Here is a 16,668-nt window from a genome sequence, read left to right as displayed (position 1 = left end):
GAGGACCTCACGTGACACGAGGCCGGACCCGAGCGGCGGCGCTCCTCACGGTCGTGCTGCTGGGCAGCTGCACCTCCGAGGTCGCGGGCTCGGCCACCGCGGCGGTCCCCGGGGCCGACGGCTACGGCGACCCCTACTACCCGCTCGACGGCAACGGCGGCTACGACGTCGAGAGCTACGCGCTGGAGCTCCGCTTCGACCCGGAGTCCGACACCCTGGAGGGCACGGCCACCGTGGTCGCCACGGCCACGCAGACCCTCTCGGCGTTCAACCTCGACCTCGTGGGTCTGGAGGTCTCGTCGGTGACGGTCGACGGCGAGGACGCGGCGACCGACCGGGACGAGGGCGAGCTGACCGTCACCCCCGCGCTCCCCCTCGGCGAGGGCGACGGCTTCACCACCGTCGTGACCTACGCCGGCGTCCCGGAGTCGCTGGACGACGGGCTGGGGGACTCCGGGTTCCTGCAGACGGGGGACGGCGCCCTCGCCGTCGGCCAGCCCGACTCCGCCGCCGCCTGGTTCCCGGTCAACGACCACCCCGCCGACGCCGCCACCGTGGAGGTGTCCATCGCCGTGCCGGAGGGGCTGGAGGCCGTCTCGAACGGCGCGCTGCTCGGCTCCACCACCGAGGACGGCTGGACCACCTGGCGGTGGGCCGCCGACCAGCCGATGGCCCCGTACCTGGTGACCCTCGCGGTCGGCGAGTTCCGGCTCGACGAGTACGAGGAGGGCGGCATCGGCTACGTCGACGCCGTCGACCCCGCGCTGGACGACCAGGAGGCCGCGGGCTCGGAGACCCTCGGGAGCACCGCCGACGCCGCGTTCTCCCGCCAGCCCGAGGTGCTCGCCTTCCTCGCGGAGTGGTTCGGGCCGTATCCGTTCGACCAGGCCGGCGGCATCGTCGACGACGTCCCGGACATGGGCTTCGCGCTCGAGACCCAGACCCGCCCGGTCTACGCGCCGGCCTTCTTCACCGACGCGGCCTCCGCCGAGGCGGTGGTGGTGCACGAGCTGGCGCACCAGTGGGCCGGCGACAGCGTGCGCGTCGGCGCCTGGCAGCACATCTGGCTCAACGAGGGCTTCGCGACCTACGCCGAGTGGCTGTGGGCCGAGGAGGAAGGGACGTCGACCGCGCAGGAGGAGTTCGACCGGCTGGCCGCCCGGCCCGCCGGCAGCAGCTTCTGGCAGATCCCGATCGGGGACCCCGGCCCGGACACCGACCGGCTGTTCTCCTCCGCCGTCTACCAGCGCGGCGCGATGACCCTGCACGCCGTCCGCACCGCACTGGGCGAGGACGACTTCGCCGAGCTCCTCCAGGAGTGGTTCGGCGCCGAGGCCGGACAGGCGGTCACCACCGAGGACTTCGTCGCCCTCGCCGAGGAGGTCTCCGGACAGGACCTGGACGACCTGTTCGCGGAGTGGCTCGGCGAGGGCAGGCCGGAGAGCCTCGGCTAACCCGAGGTGCCGCTGGGGCCGAAACGCTCGACCCGGATGGCCGGCTCCGGCACGCCGAGCCCGGTCAGCACCCGCGTCGCCGACTCCGCGAACGGCGTCGACCCGCAGACGAAGACGTCCTGCCCGGGCTCCCACAGCGGCACGAGGTCCGCGGCGGTCAGCCGCCCCGCCGGCCGGATGCCCGAGGGCTCCCGCGTCGTGAGCACCACCGCCCCGGCCGCCTCGAGCTCGGCCAGGTACGGCAGCTCGGCCCGGGTGCGGGTGGAGACGGCGACCCGCAGCAGCTCCGTCCGGCCCAGCTCGGCCGCGGTGCGCAGCATCGACACGAACGGGACGACGCCGGTGCCGCCACCGACCAGCAGCGCCGGGGCGTCGCCCTCCCACACGAACCAGCCGCCGATCGGCCCGCGCACCTGGAGCTCGTCGCCGACCTCGACGACGTCGGCCAGGTAGGAGGACACCTCGCCGTCGTCCAGCCGCTCCACGAGCAGCTCGACCAGCGGGTCGCCCGGGGACGACGCCAGCGAGTACGACCGCTGCGCGCGGTAGCCGTCCTCGGCGGTCAGCCGGACGACGTAGTGCTGGCCGGCGAGGTGGTCGAGCCGGTCGGGGACCTCGAGGCGCAGCCGCACGGTGCGCGGCGTCGGCCGGTCGACCTCCCGCACGGTCGCCGTCCGCCAGCCGCCGGCCGGGGCGCGCCGGCCGGCGCCCAGCATCGGCTCAGTCACCCTGGTAGCGCTGCTCGAGCCACGGGTCCCCACGGTCGTGGTAGCCGTTCTGCTCCCAGAAGCCGGGCTGGTCGCGCTGCATCAGCGTCAGCCGGGTGATCCACTTCGCGCTCTTCCAGAAGTAGAGGTGCGGCACGAGCAGCCGGACCGGGCCGCCGTGCTCGATCGGCAGCGGGCCGCCCTCGTACTCCCAGACGATCCACGCCTTGCCGCCGGTGACGTCGGCCAGCGGGAGGTTGGTCGTGTAGCCGGTCTTGGACCCGGCCATGACGTAGGCCGCCTCGGCGGTGGGGCGGGCGACGTCGAGCAGGCTGTCGACGCTGATGCCGGCGAACCAGGTGCCGAACTTCGACCACGTCGTGACGCAGTGGATGTCGCCGCGGTACTCCGAGCGGGGCAGCGCGTGCGCCTCGTCCCAGCTCCAGGTGGTGGGCTGCTCGACCCGGCCGTCGACGGTGATGCTCCACGTCTCGGGGGTGATCCGCGGAGTCGGCTCGGCGGTGAGCACCGGCCAGTCGGTGCCGGCGTCGTACTGGCCGGGGGGCAGCCGCGGGTCGCGCTCCCGGCGGCGGCCCAGGAAGCCGCGGGTGGGTCCTGCCACGGTCGTCGTCCTCTCGTCGTGCGCGCGTCGGCGCGACCCCAGCTTCCCACTGACGGGGAGGTCACGATTCGGACACCGGCGGACCGTTCCGCCGCCTGGAACGGGGATTAGGGGAGCCTTACATGAGCTGAGTCACCGTGTGTTTACCTGGCCGCAAAGGGGCCATGGTCCTACCTTCGTGCTCGTGGTGACGGTGACGACGCAGTCCGGCCAGCGCAGGGCGCCCAAGGCCGCGAAGACCAGCTCGGTCTTCAAGAAGGTGGTCATGGCGGTCAGCGGCATCATCCTGGTGCTGTACCTGATCGCGCACATGATCGGGAACCTCAAGGCCTTCGCGGGGGCCGAGGAGTTCAACCACTACTCCGAGTGGCTCCGCACCATCGGCAACCCGGCCCTGCCGGGCGCGACCGCGCTGTGGATCATCCGGATCGTCCTGCTGGTCGCGGTGGCCGCGCACATCTGGGCCGCGGTCTCGCTGTGGCGCCAGGCCAAGCGGGCCCGCCCGCAGGGCTACGTGACCAAGAAGGCCAACGCGCAGAGCTACGCCTCACGGACGATGCGCTGGGGCGGCGTGATCATCGCCGCCTTCGTCATCTGGCACCTGCTCGACCTCACCTGGGGCACGGTGAACAGCGACGACTCCTCGCCGTTCGGCCGGGTGATCGCGAGCTTCTCCAACCCGGTGTCCGTCGCCTTCTACACGATCGCGGTCGTCCTGGTCGGCATGCACCTGCGGCACGGCATCTGGAGCGCCACGCAGACGCTGGGCCAGAGCAACCGGCGCCGGGAGGTGACCGTCAACTACGCCGCCACGGCGATCGCGACGGTCCTGACCCTCGGCTTCCTGCTCACGCCCTTCGCCGTCCTCTTCGGCATCATCGAGTAAGGATCCTCTGGCATGCCTCTCGACCTCTTCAGCGTCGGCGACCCGATCGCCGACACCAAGGCGCCCACGGACGTCCCGATCGGCGAGCGCTGGAGCGAGCGACGCTTCCGCGGCCGCCTGGTCAACCCGGCCAACCGCCGCAAGATGACGATCATCGTCGTCGGCACCGGCCTGGCCGGCGGCTCCGCCGCCGCCACGCTCGGCGAGGCCGGCTACAAGGTGAAGTCCTTCTGGTACCAGGACAGCCCCCGCCGCGCCCACAGCGTCGCCGCGCAGGGCGGCATCAACGCCGCCAAGAACTACCGCAACGACGGCGACAGCGTGCACCGGTTGTTCTACGACACGGTCAAGGGCGGCGACTTCCGCGCCCGCGAGAACAACGTGCACCGCCTCGCCGAGGTCAGCGTCAACATCATCGACCAGGCGGTCGCCCAGGGCGTGCCCTTCGCCCGCGAGTACGGCGGCCTGCTCGACAACCGCTCCTTCGGTGGCACGCAGGTCTCGCGCACCTTCTACGCCCGCGGCCAGACGGGCCAGCAGCTGCTCTACGGCGCCTACCAGGCCCTCGAGCGGCAGATGGCGCTCGGCAACGTGGAGCAGCACGCCCGGACCGAGATGCTCGACCTGATCGTCGTCGACGGCCGCGCCCGCGGCATCGTCGCCCGCGACCTGGTCACCGGCGAACTGAGCACGCACTACGCCGACGCCGTCGTCCTGGCCACGGGCGGGTACGGCAACGTCTTCTACCTGTCGACGAACGCCAAGGGCTCCAACGCCACGGCGATCTGGCGGGCGCACAAGCGGGGCGCCTACATGGCCAACCCCTGCTACACGCAGATCCACCCGACCTGCATCCCGGTGCACGGCGAGTACCAGTCGAAGCTCACGCTGATGAGCGAGTCGCTGCGCAACGACGGCCGCGTGTGGGTGCCCAAGGAGCGCGGTGACACCCGCGACCCGCGGCAGATCCCCGAGGACGAGCGCGACTACTTCCTCGAGCGGCGCTACCCGGCGTTCGGCAACCTGGTCCCCCGCGACATCGCGTCGCGGGCGGCCAAGAACGTCTGCGACGAGGGCCGCGGCGTCGGCCCCGGCGGGCTGGGTGTCTACCTGGACTTCGCCGAGGCGATCCAGCGGCTGGGCCGCCCGGCCGTCGAGGCCAAGTACGGCAACCTCTTCGACATGTACGCCCAGATCACGGGCGAGGACCCCTACGCGACGCCGATGCGGATCTACCCCGCCGTCCACTACACGATGGGCGGTCTGTGGGTCGACTACGACCTGCAGTCGACGATCCCCGGCATGTTCGTGATCGGTGAGGCCAACTTCTCCGACCACGGCGCCAACCGGCTCGGCGCCAGCGCCCTGATGCAGGGTCTGGCCGACGGCTACTTCGTGCTCCCGTCGACCATCACCGAGTACCTCGCCGACGGGCCCTTCCCCGAGGTCGACGACAGCCACCCGGCGGCGCAGGAGGCCGTCCAGGGCGTCACCGACCAGATCCACCAGCTGCTGTCGATCCAGGGCACCCGCAGCGTGGCCTCCTTCCACCGGGAGCTGGGCCAGCTGATGTGGGACTACTGCGGCATGGAGCGCACGGACGAGGGGCTGCGCAAGGCCATCGACCGCATCCAGGAGATCCGCCAGGAGTTCTGGAGCAACGTGAAGGTGCTCGGCACCTGGGGCTCGTTCAACCAGAACCTCGAGCACGCCGGCCGGGTGGCCGACTTCATCGAGCTGGCCGAGCTCATGTGCATCGACGCCCTGCACCGCCGCGAGAGCTGCGGCGGGCACTTCCGGGCCGAGAGCCAGACCCCCGAGGGCGAGGCGCTGCGCGACGACGAGAACTTCGCCTACGTGGCGGCCTGGGAGTGGACGCCGCAGGGCACCGGCCCGGTGCTGCACCGCGAGGACCTCAACTACGAGTACGTCCACCTCGCCCAGCGCTCTTACAAGTGACGAACCAGCGGAGCCAGCGATGACGATGACTGAGGACGGCCCCCGGGCCGCCACCGCGCCCCACGAGGAGCGCACCATGCGGATCACGCTGCGGGTCTGGCGCCAGGAGAACGCCGCCTCCCCCGGCAAGATGGTCAGCTACCGGCTGGACGACGTCTCGCCGGACATGTCCTTCCTCGAGATGCTCGACGTGCTCAACGAGCAACTGATCATGGAGGGGCAGGACCCGGTCGCCTTCGACCACGACTGCCGCGAGGGCATCTGCGGCATGTGCGGCGTCATGATCAACGGGCGTGCGCACGGCAACGGCATGCACGACGGCGCGGTGCAGACCACCACCTGCCAGCTGCACATGCGGTCGTTCAAGGACGGCGACACGATCGACGTCGAGCCGTGGCGTGCGACGGCGTTCCCGGTGATCAAGGACCTCGCCGTCGACCGGCGGGCGTTCGACCGGATCATCCAGGCCGGCGGCTACATCAGCGTGCCGACCGGGACCGCGCCCGAGGCGCACGCGACGCCGGTGCCGAAGAAGGACGCCGACAACGCCTTCGACGCCGCCACCTGCATCGGCTGCGGCGCCTGCGTCGCCGCGTGCCCGAACGCCTCGTCGATGCTGTTCACCGCCGCCAAGGTCACCCACCTCGGGCTGCTGCCGCAGGGCCAGCCCGAGCGCGACGACCGGGTGGTGAACATGGTGGCGCAGCAGGACCGCGAGGGCTTCGGCGGTTGCACCAACATCGGCGAGTGCTCCGCGGCGTGCCCGAAGGGCATCTCGATGGAGACCATCTCCCGGCTCAACCACGACCTGCTCGGCGCCCTGCGCGCGGGAGCTCGCCCCAAGAGCTGAGGTAACGCCAGCACCGCCGGAGGGCGGGGACCCGCACGGGGTCCCCGCCCTCCGTCGTCGTCGGGGGCGGCGGCCCCTGGGCATGGGTACCGATACCGGCGCCTCCGGGGTTCCAGACGGGGGTATCGGTACCCATGCCTCGGAGGGCGGAGTCAGAGGCGCTCGAGGATGGTGGCGTTGGCCAGACCGCCGGCCTCGCACATCGTCTGCAGGCCGTAGCGGGCACCGCGCCGGTGCAGCGCGTCGACGAGCGTGGTCATGATCCGCGCGCCGCTGGCGCCCAGCGGGTGGCCGATCGAGATCCCCCCGCCGTGCACGTTGACCTTGTCGGTGGTCACGCCCGTCTCGGCCTGCCAGGCGAGGACGACGGAGGCGAACGCCTCGTTGACCTCGAACAGGTCGATGTCCTCGATGGAGAGCCCGGCGCGACGCAGCACCTTCTGCGTCGCCGGGATGACCGCGGTGAGCATCATCAGCGGGTCGTCCCCGACGACGGTCGTGGTGTGCACGCGCGCGAGCGGCCGGAGACCGAGCTCCCGCGCCTTCTCGCTGGTGGTGACCAGCAGCGCGGCGGCACCGTCGTTGAGCGGGCTGCTGTTGCCGGGGGTCACCCGCCACTCGGTGATCTGCGGGAAGCGGGCGGCGACGGCGTCGTCGGCGAAGGCCGGACGCAGACCCGCGAGCGTCTCGACGTCCGTGCCCGGCCGCACCGTCTCGTCCGTGGTGACCAGGGCGAGCGACCCGTCGGCCTGCCGCGCCTTGACCGGGACCACCTGGTCGGCGAACAGGCCGGTGCGCCAGGCCTCGGCCGCCCGTGCGTGGCTTCGCGCGGCGTAGCCGTCCAGCTGGGAGCGGGACAGCCCCCACTTCGCCGCGATCAGCTCCGCCGCCACCCCCTGGCTCACGCCGCCGTCGGGGTAGCGCGCGGCGTACCGCTCCCCCATCACGTCCTCGGCGCCCTGGGCAGCGCTGCCCATCCGCACCCGGCTCATCGACTCCACCGCGCCGACCACCACGACGTCGTACGCCCCGGAGACGACGCCCTGGGCGGCGAAGTGCACCGCCTGCTGGCTGCTGCCGCACTGGCGGTCCACGGTCGTCGCCGGGACGTGCTCCGAGAAGCCGGCTCCGAGGGCGGCCCGTCGGGCGATGTTGGCGGCCTGCTCGCCGGCCTGCGACACACAGCCGACGATCACGTCGTCGACGAGACCCGGGTCGATGCCCGCGCGCTCGACCAGGCTCTCCAGCACACCGGCCAGCAGGTCGGCGGGGTGCACGCCGGACAGCGATCCGCCGGGCTTGCCCTTGCCGACCGGAGTGCGGACGGCCTCCACGATCACCGCGTCACGCATGACGGACTCCTCGGTTCGATTTCCCAACTGACAGCGGGAAAACTAGCGCGCGTCGGTTTGACATGCAAACCTATGGCGGTGACCGCCGTTCCGTTCCCCCTCCCCCGCGACGCCTGCTCCATCGCCGGCTCCCTCGAGCTGGTCGGCGAGCGGTGGTCCTTGCTCGTCATCCGCGAGGTCGCCTGGGGCAACCACCGGTTCAGCGACATCGCCCGTGGCACCGGCGCCCCGCGCGACCGGCTGACCGCGCGGCTCAACGCGCTGGTCACCGCCGGCGTGCTGGAGAAGCGCCCCTACAGCGACTCCCCGCCGCGGTCGGGCTACCACCTGACCGCGGCCGGCCGCGACCTCCTGCCGGTGCTGCAGGCCCTGCTGCAGTGGGGCGACAAGTGGGTCGCGGCCGAGCCACCGCTGCGCCTCAAGCACGCCCCCGCGGGGCATCCGGAGCACGCCATCGACGCGGAGTGGATCTGCCGCACCTGCGGCGAGCCGGCGACCGGGTCCCGGGTCACCCGAGAGCTCACCCCCGCCGGCCGGGCGCTGTCCGGCCTGCCCGCCGACGAGGACCACGACCATGAGCACTGACCTGTCTCCGGAGATCGCGCCGGCACCCGCCGCGTGGGGCGAGCCGCGCTCGCGCACCGTCACCTGGTACGACCCGATGCTCACCGCCGCCGGCGCCCTGGAGCGCTCCGGGTTGGAGACGCTCGAGGCGCTGCGGGACGGCGTGCTGCCCCCGCCGCCGATCGTCCCGCTGGTGCAGATGGACCTGGTCGCCGTCGAGGAGGGCCGGGTCGAGTTCTCCTGCCTGGTCGACGAGTCGGTCTACAACCCGATCGGCGTCGTCCACGGTGGGCTGGTGTGCACGCTGCTGGACACCGTGGCCGGGTGCGCCGTCCACTCCACGCTGCCCCGGGGGACCGGATACACCTCGATCGAGCTCAAGGTCACCTACCTGCGCGCGGTCACCGCCGACAGCGGTCCGCTGCGCGCGGTGGGCCGGGTGGTCAAGCCGGGCCGGCGGGTGGCCTTCGCGGAGGGCGAGGTGGTCGACGCCGCCGGACGCAGCGTGGCCACGGCCTCCAGCTCCCTGCTGGTCTTCCCGATCCCCGGCTGAGACCGGCAGCCTCCCCGCGCCCTCACGTGCTGAAGACCCAGGGGTCGGTCCCGTCCTCGCGGTGGACGCGCAGTTCGAGATCGGCCGGGTCGTCGGCGCCGAACGCGAGGAGGACCTCGGTCCCGGAGCCGGGCGGCAGGATCCCGGCGAGGTCGCCGGGGGCGCCACCCACCGTGTCGAAGACCTGTTCCTGCTCCCGGCCGCCGCTCGACAGCGTGACGACGAACTGGGACGTGCTCACCGGCCGCGAGGAACCGTTCTCGAGTCTGAGGTCGAGCACCACGTAGTGCGCCGGCGGCGGCTCCGGCACGGCCGCCGTCGCCGACGGGGTGAAGGACCGCGGCTCCCCGGCCGTCACCTCCAGGCCGTCGACGGCCACGTGCGTCGCCCCGAAGGTGAGGGGGCGCCCCTCCGTCGCGGCCGGCGGCGCCTCGCTCGGCGCCGCCTCCGCGGCCTCGTCGTCCTCCGTGCAGCCGGTCGAGAGCAGGACGAGCGAGATCCCGACGAGTGCGACCCTGCGCACGGGCGCCCACTCCGTCCTGGTGCTCACCCGGCGGTCGGCGCCGGCACGCCGGGCAGTATCCGCGACAGCAGGTCGGGGTCCACCAGACCGGCGTCGCCGAAGCGGCGGCCGACCTCGACGAACTGCGGCGCGACGTCGGCCAGCTCGGTCAGCAGGGCACGGGCGGCGTCCTCCCGCCCGGCCAGGCCCGCCACCACGGCGCGCCACAGCACGTGGTCGGGCTCCGAGTGCGGATCCGGCAGCCGCAGCTCCTCGAGCACGCGGTCGGCGGTCACCGGGTCGCCGCCGATGGCCTGCTGGAACGCGCGGACGACGTCCTGGTAGCGGGCCAGCCGGACGACGAGCTGGTCGAGCTCGGCGACCGGGTCGTCGGAGTCGTCGACGCGCAGGTCCACCACGGTGTCGTGCCAGGGCCGGCCGGTGGGGGTGGCACGGACGACGAAGACGGCCGCCGACCGCCGTCCCCGGACGTCCCCGCCCGCATCCTCGCCCGCGTGCAGCGCCAGCAGCAGCCGCTGCGCCAGCGCACCCTGGGAGGTCTCGAACGTGGCGACCATCGACTCCCACACCTCCGGCGAGGAGACCATGTTGGCCAGCGCCACGCAGCCCTCGCCCACCTGGTGCCCGGCACCGGCGACGCAGTTGTCACCGGTGTAGACGGCCAGGTCACCGGAGACGTGCAGCACCGCGACCTGACGGCGCTCCGGATGGGGATCCACGCTGCGCAGGGCGGTGAGCACCTCCTGGGCGGTGAACCCCCCGCGCAGGAGGTCCAGCCCGATCTGCCCGTACATCGGCTCGGCCATCGACTGGCTGGCGATGACGCCCTGACCGGGGAGGGCGAAGGGCACGCTGCTGCCGACGGCGAACGCCTGCGACTGGGTGGCGACACCCATCTCGCCGGTCGTCGTGTCGCGGGCGACGATCGAGTAGGTCACGCGTCCCGCCTGCCCGGTCGGGCCGCCCCGGCAAACACGCCCCGGTCTTGCGGAGACCTTGCGGGAGCACGGCGGGCGGCCTGCGGTTGGGGGCCGAGAGTCCTCCCTGTCGGCGGAACAGCCCGCCGCGAACCGACCGGAGGAACTCCTGATGACGTCTTCCCGCAACGTCGTCGCCCGCCGCCGCACCCAGGTGCTCGGCTCGCTGGGCGTCGTGGCCGCGGCCGCCGCCGTGGCCGGCCTGGGCACGTTCGGCACGTTCACCGACAGCACCACCCCGATCTCGACGAACCTCTCGACCGGGACCGTGTCGATCGACGTCAGCCAGCGGGGCGCCACCGTCCCGGCGACGACGGCGAACTTCGTGCCCGGCGACTCGATGACCCGCGCCGTGGACCTGGTCAACGACGGCACCTCGCCGCTGGGCCGGGTCAGCCTGGCTTCGCGGGCCACCACCGCGAACGTCCTGACCAGCGACGCCGTCGACGGTCTCCAGCTGTCCGTGCGCGACTGCTCCGTGCCGTGGACGCAGGGGGGTACCGCCGCGGCGCCGACCTACAGCTGCTCGGGCAGCGTGACGACCCTGTACTCGGGCCGCGCCGTCATGGACGCGCCGCTGGCCGGCGTCGCGAGCCTGCAGCCGGACGGGGTCGACCACCTCGTCTTCTCCCTGTCCCTGCCGAACTCGGCCGGCAACGGCTTCCAGGACAAGAGCGCGACGCTCGGGCTGACCTTCACCGGCGTCCAGGCCGACGGCACCGCTCGCTGACCCGGCCGCCCCCGCCCCGCCGACCGCGGGGTGTCGACGGAGGGGGCAGGTCGACCCCACGCCCCCCGCTCCCCCTGACCCGGGAGCGGGGGGCGTCGGCGCGTACGCGCCCGTGGGGTCAGCGGCTCTGGAGCGCGTCCAGCGCCACCGCCATCGCGGCCGCCACGCGGAAGTCCAGCCGCGGGTCCTGCACGGTCACCTCGTAGCGGTCCCGCACCGCCTTGCGCCGCTCGCTGGTCATCACCGGAGCGCCGGTCGCGGTGTCGACGAAGTCGAAGTGGAAGACGAAGGGCACCCAGACGTTGCCCAGGTACGGGATCCAGCCCCAGACGCGGCGCAGGACGGCGATGACCGGACGACGCTCCCGTCCGAGCGCCTGCAGCCCGGGCGCCGCGAGCTCCCAGGTGGAGCGGAGGAGGCTGGCGCCGAACCGCTTGCTGAACGCGCCGATCGCGACGCCGTACTCGTCGAACACGTCGTGCTGGGCAGCCACGTCGAGCCGCTGGCGCGCCTTGAACGAGAAGACCTTCCGCCGCTTGTCCGCGTCGGCGTAGAAGACCACCTCCTCCTTGAGCTTCAACCGCTTCTGCTCGGCCAGCGCCAGCAGCGGGCCCTCGCTGCCGTCGGGGTTCGCGGCGAGCACCTCGTAGCGGTTGACCATGACGGTGATCCGCTGCTTCACGAGGAAGCGGGGCACCACCATCGCGGCGGGGGGCTGGGTCACGGCAGTGCTCCTGTCGACGTCGCGGTGGGCCCGGCCATCCTGCCGTCCGGGGGCGGCCGGAGAGGCCCGGCGCGCCTCGGTCCAGCGGGTTCACCTGCGACTCCGCGGGTAGGGGCCTCCGCAGGCACCACCGGGACGGACCCGCCGAACGCGGGCCGGAGGAGAGGGAGCGACCCATGGGCAAGTTCTCGTTGGCACTCGGACTGGGGATCGGCTACGTGCTGGGGTCCCGGGCGGGACACGGACGGTACGAGCAGATCCAGCAGGCGGCCGGCCGCCTGGCCGAGAAGCCCCAGGTGCAGGAGGCGGTCGGCAAGGTCCGCGACAGCCTGCCGGCGCCGCTGCAGGACACGGTCGACGGGCTGGTGCAGAAGGCCGGCGGCAGCACCCCTGCGGCTCCCGGCCCCGCCGTCACCGGGTCCTTCCCCATGGAGGACGACGAGGAGGTCGTCGTCCAGACGTTCTCGGCCATGCGCGGGCGCTCGGGGGACGACCCGGCGACCGACGACCCGGGGAACACGGCGGGACCGGTGCCGGTGAACCTGGCCGCCGAGGACGAGGACCCCGTCGCGCAGACCTTCTCGGCCTACACCGAGCGCAGCGCGGACGACCCCGCCACCGAGCGCACCAGCTGACCGCGGATCCCCGGCGCCCGCCCCGCGGGCGCCGGGCCCGGCCGTCTCAGTCGCGGGGAGCGCGACCGGGGATGCACAGCGCAGCGGCCGCGGCCAGCAACGCTGCGCAGCCGCAGATGACGAACAGCACCCGGTAGGCGGTGAGCGACGGCAGGGCGAACGCGCCGAGCGAGATGGTGCTCGCCGCGAGGATGCTCCCGCCGACCGCGCTGGCCAGGGAACTGCCGATGGCCCGCAGCAGCGAGTTGACCCCGTTGGCGGCCGCGATCTCGGCCCGCGGGCTGTACTCGTTGATCAGCGCCGGCATGGACGCGTAGCCGATGCTGCTGCCGATACCGACCACCGTCGCGCCCACGATGACCTGGGTCAGCGATCCGGTGAAGACGATCCGCACCAGCCAGCCGGCGGCCACGATGACGCCGCCGAGCGCCAGCACCTGGTGGGCGCCCCGCCAGGCGACGAGCCGCGCGGAGACCGGCGCGAACACGAGCATCGCGAGACCACCCGGGAGCATCGCCAGGCCGCCGACGACGATCGAGGTCCCGAACCCGTAGCCGCTGGCCTCCGGCGCCTGCACGTAGGAGGCGGTGCCGATCAGCGAGGCGAACATCGCGAAGCCGAAGAGCAGCGACGCCAGGTTGGTCAGCACGATGGGCCGCCGGCGCATCGCCGTCAGGTCGACCAGTGGGTTGCCGACACGCGTCTGCGACCAGCCGAAGACGGCCAGGAGCGCGGCGGAGAGCACGAACAGGCCGATCACCGTGCCGGAGCCCCAGCCCCAGTCCGAGCCCTCCGCCAGCGGCAGCAGCAGCGAGACGAGGGCGCCGGCCAGCAGGACCGCGCCGACGACGTCGACCCGCCCACCGGTCCGGCCGGGGGCCTCCGGGACGACGAGCAGGATGCCGACGAACGCCACCGCGGCGACCGCGCCGGAGATCCAGAACAGCGCGTGGAAGTCGAAGTGCTCGGCGATGATGCCGGCGAAGGGCAGGCCGAGCGCGCCACCGACGCCGAGCATGGCGCTGATCAGCGCGATCGCCCCTCCCGCCCGCTCCCGCGGCAGCAGCCGGCTGAGCAGGCTGATGCCCAGCGGGATGGCCGCGGTCGAGATGCCCTGGATCCCGCGGCCGACGATCAGCAGCGCGACCTCGCTGGTCGTCGCGGTGATCAGCGAGCCGACGACGAGCGCGCCGATCGCCACGAGCAGCATCCGCCGGGCGCCGAACATGTCGCCCAGCCGCCCGAAGAGCGGCACCGAGACGGCGGCGACGAGCAGCGTCGAGGTCAGCAGCCACTGCACGGCGTCGGCCGATGCGTCCAGCGTCGCCGGCAGGGTGGCCAGCACGGGGATGAGCAGGGACTGGGCGAGCGAGACGACCAGCGCGCCGAGTCCGACGAACAGCAGCCACGGCCAGGTGCGGACGGGCGGTTCGGCGGCGCGGGTGGGGACGGCGAGGGTCTGGGTGGTCATGCGGGAGCTCCCGGGGCGCTGCGGAACGGTGCTGGGGTCACGCCGGCGGCACTGCCGGGGATCCTCATTCGTTGCTCGGAGCAACTACTGCCGACGCAGTCAACGCCGTTGACACTCACCCTGTCAACAGCGTTGACAAGGGTGGCAGGCTGATGAGGTGACCATCACAGCGGCGGGCGTGGGGAGCACCACTCGCGAGGCCATCGCGGCCAGTGCCCGGGAGCTGTTCGAGGAGCGCGGGTTCGCCGCGACCTCGGTCCGGGCCATCGCCGCCGGGGCCGGCGTCGACGCCGCCCTGGTCATGCGGCACTTCGGTTCCAAGGAGCAGCTGTTCGTCGAGGTGGTCGGCGCCTCCCGGGGGGCGGGACCCGAGCTCGACGGCCCGCTGGAGACCCTCGGCCGTCGGCTCGTCGAGCACGTCCTGGATCCCGAGCGGGACCGCGAGCGGCGCGCCTACGCGGCGATGGTCCGCGCCTCCGACCACGACGGCGTCCGCGAGAGCCTGCGCCAGGCCGCGCGCGCGAGCTTCATCGACGGGCTCTGCGCCCTGCTCCCGGGCCCCGACGCGAGCGCGCGGGCCGAGCTGATCGCCGCGCAGATCGGTGGGCTCATGCAGGCGTGGCCCACCGTCGGGGTCGAGTTGCTGGACACCGTGGGCCGGCAGCGGGTCGTGGAGCTCTACGGCGCGGCGATCCAGGCGCTGGTCGACTCCCCCACCGGCTGACGCCTCCGGCCCCCCACCGGGCGCCGGGGGAGCCGTCGGCCACCGGCGAGGAACAGCCGGGACCGGAGGCCGGCCCGCCGGCGGACGGGCCCGCCACCACCGCAGCGGCACTCGAGGTGGTGCCCGCGACGGTGGTGAACACCGCCCGGTCGACACCTCCGTCGCTCCGGCTGGGGCGGCCGGGACGGGCGGGGACCGCTCTCCCGTCCGGTGGGGCGCGGTCCCGGGTCGTACCGTCGAGGGGGTGAGCATCGCCCCGCCGTCGACCGTCTCCCTGAGCGACCGCTTCGCCCGTGAGCTGCCGGAGATGGCGCTGCCCTGGCACGCCGAGGAGACGCCCGAGCCGCGGCTGCTCGTCCTCAACGAACCCCTCGCCGCCGAGCTGGGGCTGGATCCGGCCGCGCTGCGCAGCGACGCCGGCGTGCGGCTCCTGGTGGGCACCGCCGTCCCGGAGGGCGCGCACCCGGTGGCGCAGGCCTACGCCGGCCACCAGTTCGGCGGGTACAACCCCCGCCTGGGCGACGGGCGGGCGCTGCTGCTCGGCGAGCTGACCGGCCCCGACGGGCGGGTGCGCGACCTGCACCTCAAGGGGTCCGGCCGCACCCCGTTCTCCCGCGGCGGCGACGGTTTCGCCGCGGTCGGCCCGATGCTGCGCGAGTACGTCGTCAGCGAGGCCATGCACGCCCTCGGCATCCCGACGACCCGCGCGCTCGCCGTGGTGGCGACCGGCCGGCCCGTCTACCGCGAGACCGCACTGCCGGGAGCGGTCCTGGCCCGGGTCGCGAGCAGCCACCTCCGGGTGGGCAGCTTCCAGTTCGCCCGCTCGACCGGGGACGTCGACCTGCTCCGCCGCCTGGCCGACGTCGCGATCGAGCGACACCACCCGGCCGCCGCCCAGGCGGAGAACCGGTACCTGGCGCTCTACGAGTCGGTCGTGGCCGCCCAGGCGTCGCTGGTGGCGCAGTGGATGCTGGTCGGCTTCATCCACGGCGTGATGAACACCGACAACACCACCATCTCCGGCGAGACCATCGACTACGGGCCGTGCGCGTTCATGGAGGCGGTCGACCCGGACACGGTCTACAGCTCGATCGACACCGGCGGCCGGTACCGGTTCGGCAACCAGCCGCTGGTCATCGAGTGGAACCTCGCCCGGTTCGCCGAGTCCCTGCTCCCGCTGTTCGCCGACGAGCAGGAGCGGGCGGTGGAGATCGCCGTCGAGGCGCTGCAGGGCTTCCGCCCCCGGTACAGCGCCGCCTGGGCGGAGGGGATGCGAGCCAAGCTCGGCCTGCCGGAGGGTCTGGACGACGAGGCGACCACCGCCCTGGCCGACGACCTGCTGGGGCTGCTGCGGGCCGGGCACGTCGACCACACGTCGTTCTTCCGGGCGCTGGGCTCCGCGGCCCGGGGTGACGTCGACCCGGCGCGCAACCTGTTCCTGGACCTCGCCGGGTTCGACGCCTGGGCCCAGCGGTGGCGGGCGCTGGCACCGGACGCCGACGCCATGGACCGGGTGAACCCCGTGTACGTCCCCCGCAACCACCTCGTGGAGGAGGCGCTGGACGCGGCCACGGGCGGCGACCTCAGGCCCCTGGGCGAGCTGCTCGACGCGGTGGGCCGGCCGTTCGAGGAGCGGCCGGGCCTCGAGCGCTACGCCGCCCCCGCGCCGGAGGAGTTCGGCGCCGCCTACCGGACGTTCTGCGGCACCTGAGCCGGGCTCAGCGCAGGACGTCGCGGGAGACGTCGGTGACGATCGCGCGGAACGTGGTCGTGTCCACCTCGTCGTCGACGGTCACCCGGACGACGTCGGCGACCTGCTGCTCGCTGGTCGGGCGCAGCGCCGCGGCGCGGGCGGCCGCGACGAGGTGCAGGTAGCGGACGCGGTGGGAGTCGTCTGCGGGAGGGACGGCGGGAGTGCGGTGCGCGTGCATGGGACG

General features: G+C 73.3%; 18 protein-coding genes. 10 read left to right on the top strand and 8 right to left on the bottom strand.

All coding sequences use genetic code 11. The annotated features are described in order from the left end of the window. Positions 1–11 precede the first annotated feature (11 nt). Positions 12–1,454, top strand: coding sequence for a M1 family metallopeptidase (locus DQ240_RS11945; protein WP_113839833.1), 1,443 nt, complete (start codon positions 12–14; stop codon positions 1,452–1,454). Here DQ240_RS11945 and DQ240_RS11940 read toward each other — a convergent pair. Continuing rightward, positions 1,451–2,182: an FAD-binding oxidoreductase gene (locus DQ240_RS11940; protein ID WP_233498662.1), complete on the bottom strand. Its 732-nt coding sequence runs from the start codon at positions 2,180–2,182 to the stop codon at positions 1,451–1,453. The two genes, DQ240_RS11945 and DQ240_RS11940, sit on opposite strands and share 4 nt — an antisense overlap. Beyond that, the gene (locus DQ240_RS11935; protein ID WP_113839831.1) at positions 2,175–2,783 is read right to left on the bottom strand and encodes a sulfite oxidase-like oxidoreductase; all 609 of its coding nucleotides are present in this window, start codon (positions 2,781–2,783) and stop codon (positions 2,175–2,177) included. The genes DQ240_RS11940 and DQ240_RS11935 overlap by 8 nt, the downstream gene beginning before the upstream one ends. 184 nt (positions 2,784–2,967) lie before the next feature. Here DQ240_RS11935 and DQ240_RS11930 point away from each other — a divergent pair, with 184 nt between their 5' ends. The 3 genes from DQ240_RS11930 (at position 2,968) to DQ240_RS11920 (ending at position 6,478) form a co-directional block, all read left to right on the top strand. After that, complete coding sequence (locus DQ240_RS11930) at positions 2,968–3,669, top strand: succinate dehydrogenase cytochrome b subunit (protein WP_233498661.1); 702 nt, start codon at positions 2,968–2,970, stop codon at positions 3,667–3,669. Positions 3,670–3,681: 12 nt separating this feature from the next. Then, positions 3,682–5,628, top strand: a complete 1,947-nt coding sequence (locus DQ240_RS11925) for a fumarate reductase/succinate dehydrogenase flavoprotein subunit (RefSeq protein ID WP_113839829.1) — start codon at positions 3,682–3,684, stop codon at positions 5,626–5,628. A 76-nt stretch (positions 5,629–5,704) separates the two neighbouring features. After that, positions 5,705–6,478, top strand: a complete 774-nt coding sequence (locus DQ240_RS11920) for a succinate dehydrogenase/fumarate reductase iron-sulfur subunit (protein WP_113839949.1) — start codon at positions 5,705–5,707, stop codon at positions 6,476–6,478. Positions 6,479–6,630: 152 nt separating this feature from the next. On the opposite strand, the gene DQ240_RS11915 is transcribed toward DQ240_RS11920, so the two are convergent. After that, entirely contained in the window at positions 6,631–7,830 is a 1,200-nt protein-coding gene (locus DQ240_RS11915; protein ID WP_113839828.1) for a thiolase family protein, read from the bottom strand. A gap of 78 nt (positions 7,831–7,908) precedes the next feature. Between DQ240_RS11915 and DQ240_RS11910 the strand changes: the two genes are divergently transcribed. Continuing rightward, positions 7,909–8,415, top strand: coding sequence for a helix-turn-helix domain-containing protein (locus DQ240_RS11910; protein ID WP_233498659.1), 507 nt, complete (start codon positions 7,909–7,911; stop codon positions 8,413–8,415). After that, positions 8,405–8,947, top strand: coding sequence for a PaaI family thioesterase (locus DQ240_RS11905; protein WP_113839826.1), 543 nt, complete (start codon positions 8,405–8,407; stop codon positions 8,945–8,947). The genes DQ240_RS11910 and DQ240_RS11905 overlap by 11 nt, the downstream gene beginning before the upstream one ends. 22 nt (positions 8,948–8,969) lie before the next feature. Here the strand turns inward: DQ240_RS11905 and DQ240_RS11900 are convergent, their stop codons facing one another. Together DQ240_RS11900 and DQ240_RS11895 are read right to left on the bottom strand one after the other, a co-directional pair. Continuing rightward, positions 8,970–9,470: a hypothetical protein gene (locus tag DQ240_RS11900; RefSeq protein WP_113839825.1), complete on the bottom strand. Its 501-nt coding sequence runs from the start codon at positions 9,468–9,470 to the stop codon at positions 8,970–8,972. 23 nt (positions 9,471–9,493) lie between these two features. Next, the gene (locus DQ240_RS11895; RefSeq protein WP_113839824.1) at positions 9,494–10,408 is read right to left on the bottom strand and encodes a DUF1028 domain-containing protein; all 915 of its coding nucleotides are present in this window, start codon (positions 10,406–10,408) and stop codon (positions 9,494–9,496) included. Positions 10,409–10,559: 151 nt separating this feature from the next. Here DQ240_RS11895 and DQ240_RS11890 point away from each other — a divergent pair, with 151 nt between their 5' ends. Next, positions 10,560–11,177 (top strand): TasA family protein, encoded by a 618-nt coding sequence (locus tag DQ240_RS11890; RefSeq protein WP_113839823.1) that lies wholly within the window; start codon positions 10,560–10,562, stop codon positions 11,175–11,177. Between the two features lie 118 nt (positions 11,178–11,295). Here DQ240_RS11890 and DQ240_RS11885 read toward each other — a convergent pair whose 3' ends face one another. Further along, on the bottom strand, positions 11,296–11,901 hold the full coding sequence (locus DQ240_RS11885; protein WP_233498658.1) for a hypothetical protein: 606 nt from the start codon (positions 11,899–11,901) through the stop codon (positions 11,296–11,298). Positions 11,902–12,077: 176 nt separating this feature from the next. On the opposite strand from DQ240_RS11885, the gene DQ240_RS11880 reads away from it, so the two are divergent. Further along, a complete protein-coding gene (locus DQ240_RS11880) occupies positions 12,078–12,536 on the top strand; it encodes a hypothetical protein (RefSeq protein WP_113839822.1) in 459 nt (152 codons plus the stop codon). Positions 12,537–12,582: 46 nt separating this feature from the next. On the opposite strand, the gene DQ240_RS11875 is transcribed toward DQ240_RS11880, so the two are convergent. Continuing rightward, entirely contained in the window at positions 12,583–14,007 is a 1,425-nt protein-coding gene (locus tag DQ240_RS11875; RefSeq protein ID WP_113839821.1) for an MFS transporter, read from the bottom strand. A 157-nt stretch (positions 14,008–14,164) separates the two neighbouring features. Between DQ240_RS11875 and DQ240_RS11870 the strand changes: the two genes are divergently transcribed. Then, complete coding sequence (locus tag DQ240_RS11870; protein WP_113839820.1) at positions 14,165–14,731, top strand: TetR family transcriptional regulator; 567 nt, start codon at positions 14,165–14,167, stop codon at positions 14,729–14,731. A 244-nt stretch (positions 14,732–14,975) separates the two neighbouring features. After that, positions 14,976–16,442 (top strand): YdiU family protein, encoded by a 1,467-nt coding sequence (locus tag DQ240_RS11865; RefSeq protein ID WP_113839819.1) that lies wholly within the window; start codon positions 14,976–14,978, stop codon positions 16,440–16,442. Positions 16,443–16,449: 7 nt separating this feature from the next. Here DQ240_RS11865 and DQ240_RS11860 read toward each other — a convergent pair whose 3' ends face one another. Continuing rightward, on the bottom strand, positions 16,450–16,662 hold the full coding sequence (locus tag DQ240_RS11860) for a hypothetical protein (protein WP_113839818.1): 213 nt from the start codon (positions 16,660–16,662) through the stop codon (positions 16,450–16,452). Positions 16,663–16,668: the final 6 nt, after the last annotated feature.

The sequence above is a fragment of the Blastococcus sp. TF02A-26 genome (assembly GCF_003319125.1).
Lineage (GTDB): Bacteria > Actinomycetota > Actinomycetes > Mycobacteriales > Geodermatophilaceae > Trujillonella.
This window is presented reverse-complemented; position numbering and strand designations above follow the sequence as displayed.

What these genes read in the sequence shown, in the direction of transcription:
- DQ240_RS11860 (WP_113839818.1), bottom strand. Translation starts at nt 16,662, where the DNA reads ATGCACGCGCACCGCACTCCCGCCGTCCCTCCCGCAGACGACTCCCAC.
- DQ240_RS11890 (WP_113839823.1), top strand. Translation starts at nt 10,560, where the DNA reads ATGACGTCTTCCCGCAACGTCGTCGCCCGCCGCCGCACCCAGGTGCTC.
- DQ240_RS11915 (WP_113839828.1), bottom strand. Translation starts at nt 7,830, where the DNA reads ATGCGTGACGCGGTGATCGTGGAGGCCGTCCGCACTCCGGTCGGCAAG.
- DQ240_RS11925 (WP_113839829.1), top strand. Translation starts at nt 3,682, where the DNA reads ATGCCTCTCGACCTCTTCAGCGTCGGCGACCCGATCGCCGACACCAAG.
- DQ240_RS11920 (WP_113839949.1), top strand. Translation starts at nt 5,705, where the DNA reads ATGCGGATCACGCTGCGGGTCTGGCGCCAGGAGAACGCCGCCTCCCCC.
- DQ240_RS11905 (WP_113839826.1), top strand. Translation starts at nt 8,405, where the DNA reads ATGAGCACTGACCTGTCTCCGGAGATCGCGCCGGCACCCGCCGCGTGG.
- DQ240_RS11875 (WP_113839821.1), bottom strand. Translation starts at nt 14,007, where the DNA reads ATGACCACCCAGACCCTCGCCGTCCCCACCCGCGCCGCCGAACCGCCC.
- DQ240_RS11880 (WP_113839822.1), top strand. Translation starts at nt 12,078, where the DNA reads ATGGGCAAGTTCTCGTTGGCACTCGGACTGGGGATCGGCTACGTGCTG.